This window comes from Radiobacillus kanasensis (genome assembly GCF_021049245.1).
Taxonomy (GTDB): Bacteria; Bacillota; Bacilli; order Bacillales; family Amphibacillaceae; genus Radiobacillus; species Radiobacillus kanasensis.
In genome coordinates this window covers 960,049-977,153 of the sequence record NZ_CP088020.1, presented here as the reverse complement: position 1 = coordinate 977,153, position 17,105 = coordinate 960,049, and the positions used below count along the sequence as shown (strand labels likewise).

Below are 17,105 nucleotides of genomic sequence, written 5' to 3'. Positions count from 1 at the left end.
ATAAAAATGTATTATCGATAACAATTGTGAACAGCATCTGCTATATCACGAAGTACTTGGTTACCTTTTTCCCACTCTTCCTCAAACCATTGTTTTCTGTCGCCTTCAGACATAGCTACTAATGGAGAGTGGATAATCACGGTAGTGTTGCCGATTTTATGTTCTTTCTTTGGAATATCCATGCCCGCATTCCCCCTTGGGTTATTCTTATGCGGTTTATGGCTTAATAAGTCACTGCGATTTTCCATAAATAAAATCTCCTTAAGCAGTGGATTTATCTTTCAAAAGATTTTCTAAAACTTCTTTAGGGATTTTCTCTCTATATGCTGCAGACTTAAGTTCTACAGGATCTAAATTTAATATTAGAGCCAATCCATCATTAAGCTTATCTCCAGCAGGAGGTATCTTGCCGTTTTGTAATTTACTCAAATATGCTTTGTTTGTTTTTAAGCCTAACTTCTGTAACCTTAATGAAATTTCACTTAGTGACATTTTCGAACGAGATATTGATTTTTTTAATACATCTGAATAACACACCTATTTAACACCTCCGTTGTATTAATATTCAACGTTGTGTAAATAAACACAACATATATGTTGGTTAAAATATACAACGTTGTGTTATAAAAGTCAACTGTTTTTAGTGATTATTTTTGATAAACTTGTAATAGTTGAGTTAAAAAAACAACGGAAGATTGAAAGGAGGTAGGCTATGAACTACAGCGAATTACTTAGAAGTTTCATTTCTTCTTCTGGGCTTAGCCTAAGTAAAATTTCTCTTTTATTAAAAGAAAGAGGGTTTTCAACTGATAAAGGGTATTTAAGCAAACTTCAAAACGGAAAGATACCTCCTGCGGGCGAGGAGTTAAACCGTGCTATAGCTGAAATTACTGGTGGCGATCCAGAAGAGTTAATTACTGTGGCATATTTAGAAAAAGCGCCTGATAATATAAAACAAATCTTTCAATATGTGAATAGCGATGAGTATTGGGATTATAATGAAGGACTTGCTCAAAGAATTATCAATGATCCAAAGACCTATAAAGTTATGAAAGAAGAAATGCTTAAAGATGTTCCGGATGAATACATCGATGAATTTTACAAAAAAACAAAGACCCCTGTAGAACTAAACCGACTACTGTTATTTCCGACATCATCAGATTTGGGAAGAGCCATCTTAAATAATAAATTTAAGAATCAAACAAAAATAAAAACTCATGACGTTAATGCGGCAATAGATAGAGTAAGGAAAGCAAAAAAACAATTGGATTCAAACGTTCCTATTAACGAAATGTATCCTATAAATAATTTCACAAAGGTTCCACTATTAGGTTATATCTCAGCTGGAAAGCCCATATTTGCGGATGAACACATAGAAGAGTATGTTGACATACAAAACCCATGGGGATATGATCCGAATAATCTCTTCATGTTAAGAGTTAAAGGAGACTCAATGATAGGAAGTAGAATTTATGATGGCGACAGAGTGATAGTTCATCTTCAACCCGAGGTTGAAAATGGGGAAATTGCAATCGTTAACGTAAATGGGTATGAAGCCACTTTAAAAAAAGTGAAAAAGTTAGAAAGTGGACAGATAATATTGATGCCATCCAATGATAAATATGAGCCTATAATCTTAGAAAACGAAAACGCAAGAATAATCGGTAAAGTAATTCAAGTGATTTTTGAACCTTAAAGTCCAATCAAAAGGGCTTTAATTTTTTAACTTATGTGTATTGTTATTTATACGTTGTTATGAGGTGTATTAAATGTATAGACCTAAACAGTTAAATCTGGATATCTATCTAAGAAAAAGCCGACTAGACATTGAAGAAGAAAAGAAAGCAGCGAAAGAAGGTCGTGAGTATGATACTTTATCTCGACATCGAAAGCAGCTGCTATCCGTTGCAAAAAAAGAAAATCACAATATACAAGAAATTCATGATGAAGTTGTTTCTGGAGAATTTATATCCGAAAGGCCTAAGATTCAAAATTTATTACGAAGGGTTGAAGCTGGACTTATAGAAGCTGTTCTGGTTGTGGACCTGGATAGATTAGGACGCGGAGACATGCTAGATCAAGGGTTACTGGATAGAGCGTTCCGATATTCAGGAACAAAAATAATTACTCCTACCGAATATTACGATCCAGAGGATGAATCTTGGGAACTAGTATTTGGGGTAAAGTCATTAGTCGCTAGACAAGAGTTAAAAGCAATCACAAGGCGACTTCAAAATGGAAGAAGGAACTCTGTTTCCGAGGGGAAATCGATCTCTAAGAAACCACCATACGGATACCTGCGAGATGAACATCTAAAACTTTATCCAGACCCGGATACAGCATGGGCAGTAAAGAAGATGTTCCAAATGATGAAAGAAGGACATGGTAGAAAAGCTGTTTCTGCAGAACTAGATAAGTTGGGGGTATCGCCACCAACTAAGAATAATAACTGGTCTTCTACTACTATTACAGCAATTATTAGGAACGAAGTGTATCTAGGTCACATGATTTGGGGTAAAGTCAGATACCAGAAAAAGAACGGTAGGTATAATCGAAAAAAAGTGCCTGAATCAGAATGGGTCATTCATAGAAACGCACATGAACCAATAGTTTCACAAGAATTGTGGGATGCAGCAAACACAGCGCACTCTGGTAGATTTAGACCTTCTACAGTGGTAACCAAAAAATTATCAAACCCATTAGCGGGAATTGTAAAGTGCGATGTTTGCGGATATGTCATGCGGAATCAACCAAGGAAGGATAGACCAAACAGCTTACTTAGATGCGCTCAACCATCTTGTAAAGGAGTTCAAAAAGGTTCCTTGTTAAAGTTAGTAGAGAAAAGAATACTAGAAAGTCTTGAGGAATATATAAATCAGTTCGAAATAAAAGAAGAACCTAAGACTGAATTTCAAGAGTCTGATATCTCTTTAAAAGAAAGAGCTATTAATAAAAAGGAAAAAGAAATAGATGAATTAAATACTCAAAAAAATAATCTCCATGATCTACTTGAGCGCGGTGTTTACGATATAGACACTTTTGTAGAGAGACAACAGGTTATCGTTGAACGCATTAAAAAAATACAAGATGAAGTCGATGCTTTAAAAAGAGATATTCATAATGAGTCCCTCAAAAGAAAAAATGTACATGAGTTCGTTCCAAAGGTAAAAAAAGTACTTGATGCTTATCATCAAACAGATGATATTGAAAAGAAAAATCGTCTTTTAAAGTCCATACTAGAGAAGGCCACTTATTTGCGAAAAAAGGATTGGAATAAGCAAGATCAGTTCCAAATTCAGCTTTATCCTAAAATATAAAACCGTTGAACCTTAATGGTATCAACGGTTTTACTTCGTGTATAGGGTTTATAATTATATTGATTGACCTCCCCGTAACCCATCATGCTAGAATACTTAATCAATTCTTCGATTAATGGAAAGCACCTTGGGTTGTCAGAGGTTAGGTTATCTCCATCTGAAAAGTGGAATGGGTAGATGTTATATTGACTTGGAGAGTATTTTTCATCAATGAGTTCCAGAGCTTTTCGATAAACAGAGGAGCAAATTGTTCCACCACTTTCGCCTTTCGTAAAGAAAGACTCTTCATCTACAACCCTAGCTTCTGTATGGTGCGCAATAAATTCTATTTCTACTTTTTCATACTTCGTACGCAAAAAGCGAGTCATCCAGAAAAAAAAGCTTCGAGCCATATACTTTTCCCAAAGTCCCATGGAGCCACTCGTGTCCATCATTGCTAGGACGACAGCTTTAGATTCTGGCTTTTCAATGTCTTCCCATGTTTTAAACCGAAGGTCGTCTGGATAAATAGGATAAAAGCTTTTGTTCCCTTCTAACACGTTTCGTTTATACGCCTCTAACATCGTCCTTTTCTTATCTATATTTCCGACTAAACCAGTCTTTCTTATATCACGGAACTCATAATTCGTTATGACAATATTATCTTTCTCTTTTTCTTGTAAGTTTGGAAGCTCTAATTCTGCAAAAAATGCTTCCTCTAACTCCTCAAAAGATACTTCCGCTTCATAATAGTCTTGACCAGGTTGATCGCCAGCTTTTTCACCTTTTCCTGCACCTGGTGCTTTCCTTCCATCCTTTGCGACGACATCGCCTACTTGGCTGTCTCCATCACCTTGCCCAGCGTGTTTATTCTTTTCCTGGCTATAGCGTATTTTGTATTCATCTAAGGATCGAATCGGAATTCGGACAACGTCCTTTCCACGTGACATGATGATATTTTCCTCACTCACTAAGTCTGGTAGCTTTCTTTGTAATATATCTTGAACTTTGTCTTGATGCCGCTTCTGATCATCAAATCCCTTTCTGTGGAGGGACCAATCTTCCTCAGAAATTACAAAGCTCCTATCATCAGCCATTTATTCTCCTCCTTTATCTATTTGTTTAGTGTATGCAGAAGAGAATCATATGATTAAAGATTTCGAAAAATTGGACGGGGAATAGAAATAAGGGGAGCATTTCTACTCCCCTTTAAAATAATTAAGCCCTTACTGGTTTCTTCCCTACAGATGAAGTGCCTTTGCTTCTTCTTTGTAAAGAAACACGGCAAAGCACGATACCTAGTACGGTGAACACCATGTAAAGCCCTGCCATACTTAATCCGCCAATCGCTTCCCCTATGATAATACATATCGCTCCGATCATTTTTCCAATTTGGAACACGAATCCACTGAATGCCATATACGCACCCCTTTTTGAATCGTCTACAATATCGGCAAGAATCGATTGTCTAGTTGGAACGTAAAGTAACTCGCCTAAGGAAAGAATCACGGACGCTAGGACTAGAATCACTAGATTGTTAGAAAAGGCCATGATAGCAAATCCGACACCAAAAAGGACAAATCCTACATACATAATCGGTTGTTCTGCTTTTTCTTGAATGCCTTTGGAAACAGCAGCAGTGAATAACACAATCATAAGCGTATTGACTACTGTTAATAAACTAGCTAGCTTTATCCCATCGATAGAGAACGAATAGGTGCTAAAGTAATCAAATACCTTAGGGATAAAATCCTGCTCTAATCGAACGGAAATATAATTACTACGTTGAAATTCTAGGGACAAAATGGCAATACCGCCTAAAGTGAATAAAATAAACGGAATGTCCTTAATCACAGCTTGATAGCTTTTAAACAATGGGACAAGCCCATACTCTTTTTTCTGAATCGTTTCCTTCACTTGATAGGTCTCTTCAATTAGTTTGATTGTAATCCAAAGGGTCAAGATATTCATGACAACAAGACCAATTAAAAGTTCAAAGAAATGCGTTTCAAAAAACCAGCCTCCGACAATCAGTCCTACCATCATGGATAAGTTATTGGCCCAGTAGCTTACCGAATACATAAACGCACGGGTTTCTTTTGTACTCACATCGATTAACATTGCATCTGCAGCTGGATTAATAAAACCAGAGGCAACACTGATAATAAGCATCATCACGTATGTAGCGATGGCAGATGTCATAAGTGGAGAGTTCACAAGTAGCATTCCAAAGAAAGCTATTAGTTTCATTGATTCTCCGATCACCATTAACTTTTTACGTCCTAGCAAATCGGCTAAAAATCCGCCATACAACCCTGCTAGAAATTGAACGATTACGTTGATTAATAACAAAATACCGGCAACAGTCGCGTTTATTTCTTTGGTGAAATAAATCGCCATAAACGGGAAAATCATGGATCCAATGATCCTACTCAAGAAAGAAGTGTAAATACGAACGCGAATATTCGGATGTAATTGTTTAAACATAACGGCTTCCCCCTTCCAATTTTTATTTTGCCTCTTTCAAAAGGGGGTAAAAAGGGTATAATTAAATCAATTATGTCCCCTTTTATGGAGAGTGAAACAAATGGACTTATCTTATTTTGCGATGCGTGCTCATTTATTAGTTCGAGAAAAAGAGCTCACGGTCTCCTTTAAGCTCGAAGAATTAGAAGACGTATGGTTTTGCACAAAACGAAATGTTAAACGAAAGCTACATCAACTCGTTGAACAAGAAAAGTGTGCGTACATACCTGGTAAAGGAAGAGGAAATGCTTCTACCCTTATTTTTAATCAACCTTTCCGTGAAGAAATAAGAACGTTCGCTAGATGGTGTATGGAACAGCAAAAGCCAGAAGAATTAATTCAATTGCTACAGCTTCCGATTCCGAAGGCTTGGGTCACCAACGTATCTAAAGATATTCGAACACTATTCGGAATTCAAGCAACCAATCAGCATAAAGACATCTTGCGTACCATCATTTCCAGAGATTTAAGCACCTTAGACCCTGTTCACAGCTCGATTACATTTGAAAATCATATGATCAAACAACTTGGTGATTCACTGGTTAACTATGACCAAAAGACAGACAAAATCATCCCACATCTCGCTCACCACTGGCGTGTGAATGACACCTTTGATGAATGGACCTTCTATTTGCGAAAAGGGGTTCGTTTTCATCATCAAGGATTAATGACAAGTGAAGATGTTGCATATACGTTACGCCGATTCACGAAAAGCTCCCCTTACTACTGGAAGGTAAAAGATATTAAGGAAATGGAATGTATTAGTCCACATATTATTCGTTTTAGTCTACAGGAATCAAACCCTTTTTTCTTACGTTATCTATCATCGTCCAACCTGTCCATATTGCCAAAGGATGTTCCATTTGATGATACACAGTGGATCGGAACAGGAGCCTTTCAGCTAAAAGAACGAAACAAAAAACGAATCGTTTTAGAAGCCTTTGATTCCTATTTCTTTGAAAGGCCGTTCTTAGATCGAGTGGAATTTTGGAAAATACCGTCTGAAACTGCTCAAACCGTTTCGTATAACATTCAAACAGGGGAAGACATTCAAGAAGGGATTCATAAACGAGAAGTAGAGGTAGGATTTCGCTTTTTAGCCTTTAATTTCAACAAGCAAACAATTGTACATCATCCAGCGTTCCGTAAGGCTATTTATCACCTGATGGATGTTCGGCAGGTTCAGAAGGAACTAGGGCGCGAAGAGGTATTAGAGGCTAGCAGTTTTTTCCCTTGGAAGTCCAAACCAAGACAACGGGATACGCATAAAATCGATGGACTGCTTAAGGAATCTGGCTACCAGGGGCAAACCTTAAAACTATATTCTCTCGATTACCCTAACGCCAAAGAAGAAGCGATATGGCTACAAAAACACGCTGCACAATTTGGAATAAACATATCTGCTCATCATTTTAATTTACAAGATTTCTATCAATTTTCGTTCGATAACGAGGCAGATTTACTCTTAATGGGGGAAGTTTCTACACTGGATTACCACCTATCCTTTTTAGGAGCCTTTTACAATGATGTATTGATATTTCGCCGCTTTTTTCGAAACGATCAGGTTGCTAACATCGATCAACATTTAGAACGATTCAAAAAAGAAGAAGACAAGCTAAAGCGTGAAGAAATCATGGAACAAATAGAAGCCTATATCAAAAAAGAGAACCTAATACTCTTCTTGCAGCACCCGATTAAAAACCGAATCTTTCACCCGATGATCCAAAGCATCCACTTGGAATCGTATGGACAGGTGGATTTCAAGCGTTTATGGATTGTGTAAAGAGTTTGAACAAACGTTTGATTAAAAGATAGTAAAACAAAGGCACACCCATCTGGGTGTGCCTTATTTATAGTAAGATTATCCTTCTAGTAACAGATCATATGGATCTTCTAGAAGTTGTTTAATGCGTACGAGGAATTGTACCGCTTCTTTCCCGTCTACAATTCTGTGGTCATAGGACAATGCGATGTACATCATTGGACGTACTTCAATGCTATCATCCGGCATAACGACAGGACGTTTTTGAATCGAATGCATCCCTAAAATACCAACCTGTGGTGCATTGATGATTGGTGTAGATAGTAATGATCCAAAGATTCCTCCGTTTGTTATCGTGAATGAACCACCTTGAAGATCTGCTAACTGAAGCTCTTTGTTACGAGCTTTCTTTCCGAGTGTAGCAATTTCTCTTTCTACTCCAGCGAAATCTAAACGGTCTGCGTCGCGAACGACTGGTACCACGAGACCATCATCTGTTGATACGGCAATGCCGATATCGTAGAATTTCTTAAGCACTAGTTCATTGCCTTGGATTTCTGCATTAATTAGTGGGAAGTCTTTTAAAGCTGCAACTACTGCTTTTGTAAAGAAAGACATAAATCCTAATTTCACATCATGTTTTTCTAGGAATTTATCTTTACGTTCTGCTCTAAGTTTCATAACAGAAGTCATGTCAACTTCATTAAAGGTTGTAAGCATCGCAGCATTGTGTTGTGCTTCCACTAAACGATTGGCAATCGTTTGACGGCGACGAGACATTTTCACGCGCTCTACTGGCTTATCAAACTCTGTCTTTTCATCAGTTTTCGCTTCTTGTTTTTTCGGTTGTTCTTGCTTTTGACCGCCTCTAGCCGTAGCATCTACATCTTCTGGACGAATACGACCTAATGGGTCTTTTGCTTGAACCGTGCTTAGATCAATACCAAGCTCTCTTGCACGTTTTCGCGCAGCAGGAGAAGCCACTACCTCTTTTCTATCTGAGGAAGAAGTATCTTCTGTAATTTCTTGAGATGTTTCGGATGCTTTAGGTTCTTCTTTTACTTCTGGTTGTTTCGCCTCTTGTTTCTCTTCAGCACCACTATTTGAAGGTGCACCACCAGCTTCCCCATTTTCATCTACTTTCGCAATAACGTCCCCAACTTCTACATCATCGCCTTCTTCTTTTAAAAGCTCTGCTACGACACCAGAGTAGTCAGAATTAACCTCGATGTTTACTTTGTCTGTCTCTAACTCTAACACCGGATCGCCCTTCTCGACTTTATCGCCTTGTTTGACTAACCATTGTGAGATCGTACCTTCTGTAATAGATTCTGCTAACTCTGGGACTTTAATTTCCTTCACTTGGAATCTCCTCCTTTAGACAGCTCTATAGCTTCTTTAACAATCCGATTTTGTTCTGTTTTGTGAATGTTAGGATCTCCAACTGCAGGAGCGGAACGTTCACATCGACCTACATACTTCAGTTCTTTTTCCCCATTTAACAAACGGAATAATGGTTCTTTTACAAAGTTCCAGCTACCCATGTTTTTCGGTTCCTCTTGAACCCAAACTACTTCCTCGACATTCGGTAAACCTTTTAATGTTTTTTCAATTTCGTTCAACGGGAATGGGTAAATTTGTTCAACCCGAGCAACATGAAGGTCCTCGTATTTTTCACCCGATTTTTCCATCGTTTCTTGAATATCAACCATGATTTTCCCACTACCGATTACGAGACGCTTCGCCTTCTTCGTTGTTTTCGGTAATCCTGATTGTGTCATTAACGGTTGGAATTTACCTTCACTAAATTGCTTCGCCTCAGATGCTACACTTGGGTTACGCAACAAGCTCTTCGGTGACATGATAACAAGAGGTCTTGCAGAATCACTATCTACTAAAGCAGCTTGACGACGAATCAAGTGGAAATATTGGGCACTAGATGTCACATTAGCCACAATCAAATTGTTTTCCGCAGCTAATGTTAAGAAACGCTCCAATCGTGCACTGGAGTGCTCTGGTCCTTGGCCTTCATAGCCATGTGGAAGAAGCATAACCATATTAGATTTCTCGCCCCACTTCGCACGACCAGATGCAATGAATTGGTCAATGAGAACTTGACCCGCATTGGCGAAGTCCCCAAATTGCCCTTCCCAAAGCACTAACGTTTTCGGTGCTTGCACACTATACCCATACTCAAATCCAAGCACAGCAGCTTCTGATAATGGGCTGTTGTTAATATCGAACGTTGCTTTTCCATCCTCTAATCCATGCATTGGGCAATACTTTTCACCTGTTTTCACATCATGTAAAACAAGGTGGCGATGCGCAAACGTTCCACGCTCGGTATCTTGACCAGTTAGACGAATTGGAATGCCATCTTTCAAAATAGAAGCATAAGCTAGTGCTTCCCCTGCACCCCAGTCCGCTTTATTTCCTTCATCAAGCACTTTCGCACGACGCTCAAGGATTTTTTCAACTTTCTTGAAGCCATTAAATCCTTCTGGACGCTTCAATAAGTCTTGATTTAGCTTACGTAAAACTTCTTCGGGAACGGCTGTCTCAATCTCATCCAAATCAATCATTAAAGCATCGGGTACTGGTTCAGCCTCTGGATCAACTGGACGATCTTCTTTCATCGCGTTATAAATATCCTTTAACTTCTTCTCTACTGCTTCTTTCATTTCGTTGAGGCTTCCTTCTTGAATGGCCCCTTCTTCTTGTAGCTTTCCGCCATAAATCGACGTAACCGTTTGATGATTATCAATATCTTGATATAAGTGCGGTTGTGTGGAACGCGGTTCATCCATTTCATTGTGTCCATATCTACGGTAACCAACTAAATCGATTAAAATGTCTTTGTTAAATACTTTACGGTATTGATAAGCTAGTTGAACCGCAGCAATACAAGCTTCTGGATCATCCGCATTCACATGAATAATCGGAATTTCAAATCCTTTTGCAAGATCACTCGCATATCTCGTCGATCTTCCTTGCTCTTGACCTGTTGTGAATCCTACTAAGTTGTTCGCAATCAAGTGAATCGTACCGCCTGTTTGATAGGCTGGTAAACTACTTAAATTTAGGGTTTCGGCTACAACACCTTCTCCAATAAAGGCGGCGTCCCCATGTATAGAGATGCTGATTGCTTTATTTTTGTTTTGAATGGGTGCTCCCGGTTGGAATCGGAAATCCTGAGCAGCTCTCGTAGAACCTTCCACTACTGGATTAACAAATTCAAGGTGGGATGGGTTATGAGCAAGTGTAATTCGAGTCGGAGACGGTTTCTCTTCCCCTGCTTTTCGCTCTGCACCAAAGTGATACTTCACATCCCCCGTCCAACCATACGTGATTCCTCTTGAACCCGAAGAAGGAATTAATTCCTTATCCGCTGAGTGGAACTCAGAGAAAATCTTATCAAATGGTTTACCTAAAATGTGGGATAACACGCTTAAACGTCCACGGTGTGCCATACCCATTAAAATTTCTTCGGTTTCATCATAAAAAGAGTTTTGAACGATTTTATCTAACATCGGAACCATCACTTCTAGTCCCTCAATGGAAAAACGTTTCTGAGCAACGAAGGTTTTGGCTAAGAAATTCTCAAACCCTTCTACATCAACAATCTGTTGTAGCAGTTGTTTTTTTTCTTCCTCCGTAAGTGCCAAGTGGTAGGTACCAAACTCAATGTGATCCTGTAACCATTTTCTTTCTTCATCATTGTTTACATGATCATATTCAAAGGAAATCGTACCTGCGTATTGTTTTCTTAAAGTCGAAACAACATCCCAAGCCGTTCTCACTGAAGATAAGTTGTGATCCCATACCCAACTTGCAGGAATCGCTTCCAAATCCATTTTCGACAAACCGTACGTTTCCTCATGTACTAGTTCAGACTTACGATTCTTTTCTTTCCCAACCGGATAAATATCTGCTTCCAAATGACCATAACGACGAATAGCCTCCACAAGTTTGATTGCCGAGGTCACCTTTTTCATATCCTGATCATTTTGTTGTGTTGGAACAGATTGTACTCCTTGTCCGGAATTGCTGAGCCATACAGGTTCTCCGTATTGGTCGAAGATCTCTTTTAAAGATGAATCGACCGCATCTGGATTTTCTCTGTACAGATCGTATTGTTCTTCTACATACCCCATGTTTGGACCATGAAAATTTCCCCAGAATCTCTCACTAGATTCTTTCTGTGTCACGTCTTATACCCCCATTAGAAGTTCGCTTTCTCCAACATTCATTATTATAGAACTGTCTTATTTCTACATCAACTAATATACCCTATTTCCAAAAGGTAAACAACAAGAATTGACTCTTCTTTTGAAGGAATTTGCTGCAATATACTACTCATTCTTGAAGTACAGTTCTATATAACTAAATGCTGTTGCTGAAGTATTTTTTCGTACTAATCGATACCTATTCTAAAGTAATCTACCCTACATCACAAACAGTTAACCTCTAAATGATGAAATCATGAATTTTTCCGTTTTTTCACTAGTTTTAGGTACCAAAACAGCGCCAAAATCGCTAATAAAACGAGTAGGACATAAATGAAGTTGGAATAAAGATCCATATATCCGACAATGGTTGGCCAAGCAGAACCCAAATTCACCCCGATTAAAATGAGAATCGTATTCCAGACGAGTGTCCCTATCGTCGTAAATAATAAAAACAAAGAAAAAGGCATACCTGACATCCCTGCAGGAATCGAAATCAGACTTCGAATTAGGGGAACAATTCGACAAAACAGTACCGTCCAAATGCCATATCGGTCAAACCAGGCATCTGCTTTTCGGACATCTTCCTTTTTTAGCCGAAGGATATGGCCCCATCTTTCTACTATTCCTTCTAATCGTTCAACGTTCAGCTTGGATCCAATCCAATACAAAATAACAGCTCCTGTGATGGAGCCTAGTGAAGCGACGATAATCATAAGGATTGGACTTAAATTCGTCTTCGTCGTCATAAACCCGCTGAATGGCAATACAATTTCGGATGGAATGGGTGGAAACACATTTTCCAGAACCATTGTTAAAAATACGCCTATATAGCCATACTCTCTAATAATCTCGGTAACCCAAGTTTCCAAAGTATAATCCCTCATCTCTCATTGCTTTACGTTCGTATTATACCTTTTCCATAACTAAAACTCATTTCCTATAGTTATTTTAGTCAAAAGGTAGTACAATCTTTCATAGTCACGCAAGAATTGAACAAAAAGGAGAACCATAATTTATGTGGGAATTATTTGTAGCGTTTGTATTAGGCGTTGTGGAAGGCCTTACCGAATTTGCACCAGTATCTTCTACAGGTCACATGATTATTTTTGATGATATTTTATTTCAGTCGAAAGAGCTATACAGTCAAGAAGTAGCGAACACTTTTAAAGTTGTCATCCAACTTGGTTCCATTCTAGCAGTCGTGTTCGTTTTTAAGGATAAATTTATTAACATGCTTGGCTTGGAAAGATTCTTAACGAAACAGAAGCAACCTGCTTCCTCCAGATTGTCTATCATTCAATTATTCGTCGGGATTCTACCGGCAGGGATACTGGGTGTGTTGTTTGAAGATTTCATTGACGAGCATCTATTTTCGGTAGAAACCGTTCTGATTGGTCTCGTAATCGGGGCTTTTCTAATGATTGCGGCCGACTATTTCCGTCCAAAGCATCCACAAGTAGAAGCGGTTGAAAACATCTCCCTAAAGCAAGCGTTTCTTATGGGACTATTTCAATGTCTTGCATTATGGCCTGGCTTCTCTCGATCCGGATCGACGATTTCAGGCGGGGTACTTGTAGGACTCAATCATAGAGCATCCTCTGATTTCACGTTTATTATGGCTGTTCCAATCATGCTAGGTGCAAGTATGCTTTCCCTATATAAGAACTGGCAGTACTTTACCGTGGATGTCATCCCGTTCTTCGTCGTTGGTTTTATCAGTGCGTTTATCTTCGCATTACTTGCCATTCGATTTTTCCTAAAGCTAATTAACAAGGTAAAGCTCGTACCATTTGCGATTTACCGAATCGTCCTTGCCGTTGTTATTTGGCTCATTATTATGTAGATAACTTGATTTAATAAAAAATATAGAAAGGTATCATTTCGTACCAACAGAAATGATACCTTTCTTGTTTTAAACACAAGTATAAGATTCAATCCGATCTAAATCTATTCCAAAATAGACCCACCTGAATCCATTCCACCGATAACCAGCAACGGAATTTCGGCCGACAAATGTTGGATAATACCAGAATTGCTGAAACCTATTTAGCCAAACATAAGTGAATCGATATAGACATCCTTGAATACCACCTGGGTCAACCGCATAGGTTCCTACTTGCTGCGTTTGTTGAGGGACAAAAGATGGTGGTGGTCCAACTGGAGGTCCTGCCTGCGGCTCTTGACCTGGTGGACCAACTGGAGGTGGAGAACTAGGTGGTCCTAGGGGGCCTCCTCCTGGTGAAGGAAACCATGGAAAAAATAGTCTTTCATCATTCGCATTACCAGTCGAATAAGAATAATTACCGTATCCATATGGACTTTGCCTGTAATAACCCGAATACATAAGATAACACTCCCTTTTTTTTGACTCCTATATCGTATGTATAAGGCATTTGTTCCTCAACTTGTACTTCCAAGAATGGACGTTAACCTATAACCAAGCTTTTAACAAACATAAAGGTGCGTAAATCCTCCTTGGATTCACACACCTTTATTGAAGAAAGACTATCCAATTATATTATAGCCTGAATCCACATAAACAATTTCCCCTGTTACACCTCTAGAAAGCTCACTTAGCATGGCCAATGTCATATCGCCTACCTCTTCTTGTGTTACATTTCTTTTTAAAGGAGACGTTTCTTCAATCTTATGAAGTATTTCATTAAAGGACCCAACTCCTTTAGCAGCAAGTGTGCGAATGGCACCAGCGGAAATGGCATTTATACGAATGTTCTCTTTCCCTAAATCCAATGCGAGGTATTTTACGGATGACTCAAGTGCTGCTTTTGCTACCCCCATCACATTGTAGCCCGTGACAGCACGTTCTGCTCCAAGATAACTCATGGTAACGATGGAGCCACCTTCTGTCATATATGGTTTCGCTTCCCTTGCTACAGCTATTAGAGAGTATGCACTCGTATCTTGGGCAAATGCGTACCCAGATCTCGTAGTATCTACAAAATTCCCTTTTAAATCTTCTGAATGAGCAAAAGCAACAGAGTGTACAATTCCATGTATGGTTCCGACACTTTTACCGATTTCTTGAAAGGCATTTTCTATGCTTTCGTCATTGTTAACATCACATTGCACGATTAACTTAGCAGAATAGTCATTTTCCTTTAATAGCTTATTTAATTTTCCTAGTGAACGTTCTAGTCGATACGTAAAAATAAGATTGGCGCCAGCTTTATGTAGAGATTTTGCCACACCCCAAGCTAGGCTTCGTTCATTAGCAACACCCATTATGACAATATTTTTTCCCTTTAGTTGAAGTAAATCTTCCATGTTAACCTCCTAAGGTGATCATTGTTTAAAATTATATCTGGTGCTATTATCTACTATCAAGATACTTCATTATACCGTTTTGTTCAACTTGCATAATCCTCATATAAAAAGCAGTTCAATTAAGAAGTACAAGTTGTCTTTTGTACTCCCCAAACTGAACTGCTTAGAAGGTTGTTTCATTATGCGGATAGTCCTGTGATCACTGCAATATAGGTGGAAATCACAAACAAGATTCCTAGAACAAACGATAAGGTAGGCTTCGTTTCTTTTCTAGCTAACCGAATCATCATGATTGCAGAAACAGCTGCTAGTCCAAACAAAACATACTGAACAAGCTCGAATTGCAAGCCAACTTGAACAGGCGCTTGCACCGTTTGAGTATGGAACAGATTAAACAACGGAGATGCTCCAGATGTTTGGATCAAAGTATTAATTTGATGAGGCGGATAGTCGTTTCCCATAAAGGCAGTGGCAATTAAAACGAATAAAATAAACACACTCTCTGCTCTTAGCCACTTTATCGGATTATAGCCCGAGTCCGACACTCGGCGTTTAATGATAAAAGCGTTGATAAAAGCAAACACCAACAGCGGTACGAACAATAAATGCTTAATCAATAAGGACTGTCCATAATTTACAAGTAAGCTATCCCGATATTCTTGGTACCAAGGCGCTGTCACATCATCATAAGAATTAATATCAATCTTCATTGTAAAAAATCCAGCAATGATAAGAACGACTAAACACACAATAGCTAATGGGGTAAACCAACTTACAAACTTCTTCCATTGCTCCCCTTCTGACTGACGAGAAAACCAGGATGCGACTAAAACGACACCGCTCCAAACAACTACAGCTAAAAAGTGAAAGGAATGTGCGAAAAACCCACTCCAGTCTGTAATCGAAGAAGCATGTCCGGCATAACCAGTCGCTAATACGAGCAAAACAGTAAATCCTATTGCTAAAATATTCCCAGTTTTATTCTTTTTCACATCAACTGTGACAAATAAAACCAAAAGCACAACCGACAGAATAAGTGTATAGGTCCAGGCTTTCCCGACTTCAAAGGAGCTTAAGATGTTAGTGAAAACCGGCATAAATCCAATTCCTTCTCCTAAGATAGACGTTAATTCTAAAATAGGAAATAAAGATAAAATCGGTATAAGCAAGGTACTACCCATTAAAATCCCTTTAGATGTCCACACTGGAGGCTTACTAGTGGCAGGTAGTAACATCAATATAAGGCTCCCCATTAGAATGGCAAAACTCACATACAAGAGAACTTCCGTCAAAATGACCATACTATTCGTAAACGACTCCACGATTATCTTCCCTTCGATTTTCTTCTGCTAGTCCATAGTATAACGAATAACGCGACTATAACGATAGCAATTGCCACGATTGGAAGCCAATTAGTGGATTCCTCTGTAGACTCTTCTGAATCAGAAGCTGTTTGTTCTTCTACATCGGCTGTTTTTTCCTTAGGTTCATCTTGTACAGATTCTTCCTCTGTCGTTTCTTCTTCAGGCGATTCTGTTGGCTCCTCTGCTTCAGGCTCGCTTGCTTCTACAGCGACCGAGAAGGAATACGACCCTTCAATAGGATGACCATCAGCTCCGATCACATTATATTGCACGGTATATTCTCCGTTTGGAATTGGCGTATCATATGTACCAGTTAATGTGCTATCACTAACTACTATTTCAGTTGGAACTTGTTCCTGACCATCTGTGCTTACTAACGTAAACGTACTTCCTTCTTCCACTTTCGTGTTAAACGTAAGCGCAACTTCCGTTAACTCCTCTTGAATAGTTGCCCCTTCCGCAGGGTTGGACTCTACTAATACAGAATGAGCTTGTACTGTTGGAACTAGTAAAAAGAAAAGGACAAGCGCTGTGACGACTTTTTTCATCTATAATCACTCCTCATAATCTCTAACAAACTACCAATCATTATAGGTTCTATCTTTTGAGAATACAATGTACAGTTTGTGAACATAAAGCAATA

The 17,105-nt window shown here is 38.8% G+C and carries 14 protein-coding genes and 1 pseudogene; 4 read left to right on the top strand and 11 right to left on the bottom strand.

Annotated elements, in window-relative coordinates; all coding sequences use genetic code 11:
• Positions 1-11 precede the first annotated feature (11 nt).
• Together KO561_RS05130 and KO561_RS05125 are read right to left on the bottom strand one after the other, a co-directional pair.
• On the bottom strand, positions 12-248 hold the full coding sequence (locus KO561_RS05130; protein WP_231096061.1) for a hypothetical protein: 237 nt from the start codon (positions 246-248) through the stop codon (positions 12-14).
• A gap of 13 nt (positions 249-261) precedes the next feature.
• Positions 262-537: an XRE family transcriptional regulator gene (locus tag KO561_RS05125; RefSeq protein WP_231096060.1), complete on the bottom strand. Its 276-nt coding sequence runs from the start codon at positions 535-537 to the stop codon at positions 262-264.
• 175 nt (positions 538-712) lie between these two features.
• On the opposite strand from KO561_RS05125, the gene KO561_RS05120 reads away from it, so the two are divergent.
• Positions 713-1,696, top strand: coding sequence for a LexA family protein (locus KO561_RS05120; protein WP_231096059.1), 984 nt, complete (start codon positions 713-715; stop codon positions 1,694-1,696).
• 73 nt (positions 1,697-1,769) lie between these two features.
• The gene (locus tag KO561_RS05115; protein WP_231096058.1) at positions 1,770-3,317 is read left to right on the top strand and encodes a recombinase family protein; all 1,548 of its coding nucleotides are present in this window, start codon (positions 1,770-1,772) and stop codon (positions 3,315-3,317) included.
• Here KO561_RS05115 and yhbH read toward each other — a convergent pair.
• Together yhbH and KO561_RS05105 are read right to left on the bottom strand one after the other, a co-directional pair.
• Positions 3,308-4,393: pseudogene (gene yhbH, locus KO561_RS05110) on the bottom strand (sporulation protein YhbH); the annotation flags it as partial. The gene KO561_RS05115 and the pseudogene yhbH overlap by 10 nt on opposite strands.
• Positions 4,394-4,514: 121 nt before the next feature.
• Positions 4,515-5,783 (bottom strand): MDR family MFS transporter, encoded by a 1,269-nt coding sequence (locus KO561_RS05105; protein WP_231096057.1) that lies wholly within the window; start codon positions 5,781-5,783, stop codon positions 4,515-4,517.
• 100 nt (positions 5,784-5,883) lie between these two features.
• Here KO561_RS05105 and KO561_RS05100 point away from each other — a divergent pair, with 100 nt between their 5' ends.
• Positions 5,884-7,605 carry an SgrR family transcriptional regulator gene (locus KO561_RS05100; protein ID WP_231096056.1) on the top strand — a complete coding sequence of 574 codons (1,722 nt, stop codon included), beginning with the start codon at positions 5,884-5,886 and terminating at the stop codon, positions 7,603-7,605.
• A 78-nt stretch (positions 7,606-7,683) separates the two neighbouring features.
• On the opposite strand, the gene odhB is transcribed toward KO561_RS05100, so the two are convergent.
• From odhB to KO561_RS05085, 3 genes are all read right to left on the bottom strand, one after another.
• Complete coding sequence (gene odhB, locus KO561_RS05095) at positions 7,684-8,946, bottom strand: 2-oxoglutarate dehydrogenase complex dihydrolipoyllysine-residue succinyltransferase (RefSeq protein WP_231096055.1); 1,263 nt, start codon at positions 8,944-8,946, stop codon at positions 7,684-7,686.
• Positions 8,943-11,738, bottom strand: a complete 2,796-nt coding sequence (locus KO561_RS05090; protein ID WP_231097042.1) for a 2-oxoglutarate dehydrogenase E1 component — start codon at positions 11,736-11,738, stop codon at positions 8,943-8,945. The genes odhB and KO561_RS05090 overlap by 4 nt, the downstream gene beginning before the upstream one ends.
• 326 nt (positions 11,739-12,064) lie before the next feature.
• Positions 12,065-12,682 (bottom strand): DedA family protein, encoded by a 618-nt coding sequence (locus tag KO561_RS05085; RefSeq protein WP_231096054.1) that lies wholly within the window; start codon positions 12,680-12,682, stop codon positions 12,065-12,067.
• Positions 12,683-12,828: 146 nt separating this feature from the next.
• Here KO561_RS05085 and KO561_RS05080 point away from each other — a divergent pair, with 146 nt between their 5' ends.
• Positions 12,829-13,656 carry an undecaprenyl-diphosphate phosphatase gene (locus KO561_RS05080; RefSeq protein WP_231096053.1) on the top strand — a complete coding sequence of 276 codons (828 nt, stop codon included), beginning with the start codon at positions 12,829-12,831 and terminating at the stop codon, positions 13,654-13,656.
• A 69-nt stretch (positions 13,657-13,725) separates the two neighbouring features.
• Here the strand turns inward: KO561_RS05080 and KO561_RS05075 are convergent, their stop codons facing one another.
• The 4 genes from KO561_RS05075 to KO561_RS05060 form a co-directional block, all read right to left on the bottom strand.
• The gene (locus KO561_RS05075; protein ID WP_231096052.1) at positions 13,726-14,157 is read right to left on the bottom strand and encodes a hypothetical protein; all 432 of its coding nucleotides are present in this window, start codon (positions 14,155-14,157) and stop codon (positions 13,726-13,728) included.
• Between the two features lie 161 nt (positions 14,158-14,318).
• On the bottom strand, positions 14,319-15,098 hold the full coding sequence (fabI, locus tag KO561_RS05070; RefSeq protein ID WP_231096051.1) for an enoyl-ACP reductase FabI: 780 nt from the start codon (positions 15,096-15,098) through the stop codon (positions 14,319-14,321).
• A 179-nt stretch (positions 15,099-15,277) separates the two neighbouring features.
• Positions 15,278-16,420, bottom strand: a complete 1,143-nt coding sequence (locus KO561_RS05065; RefSeq protein ID WP_231096050.1) for a copper resistance D family protein — start codon at positions 16,418-16,420, stop codon at positions 15,278-15,280.
• Positions 16,421-16,422: 2 nt separating this feature from the next.
• Positions 16,423-17,010 (bottom strand): copper resistance CopC family protein, encoded by a 588-nt coding sequence (locus KO561_RS05060; RefSeq protein ID WP_231096049.1) that lies wholly within the window; start codon positions 17,008-17,010, stop codon positions 16,423-16,425.
• Positions 17,011-17,105 lie beyond the last annotated feature (95 nt).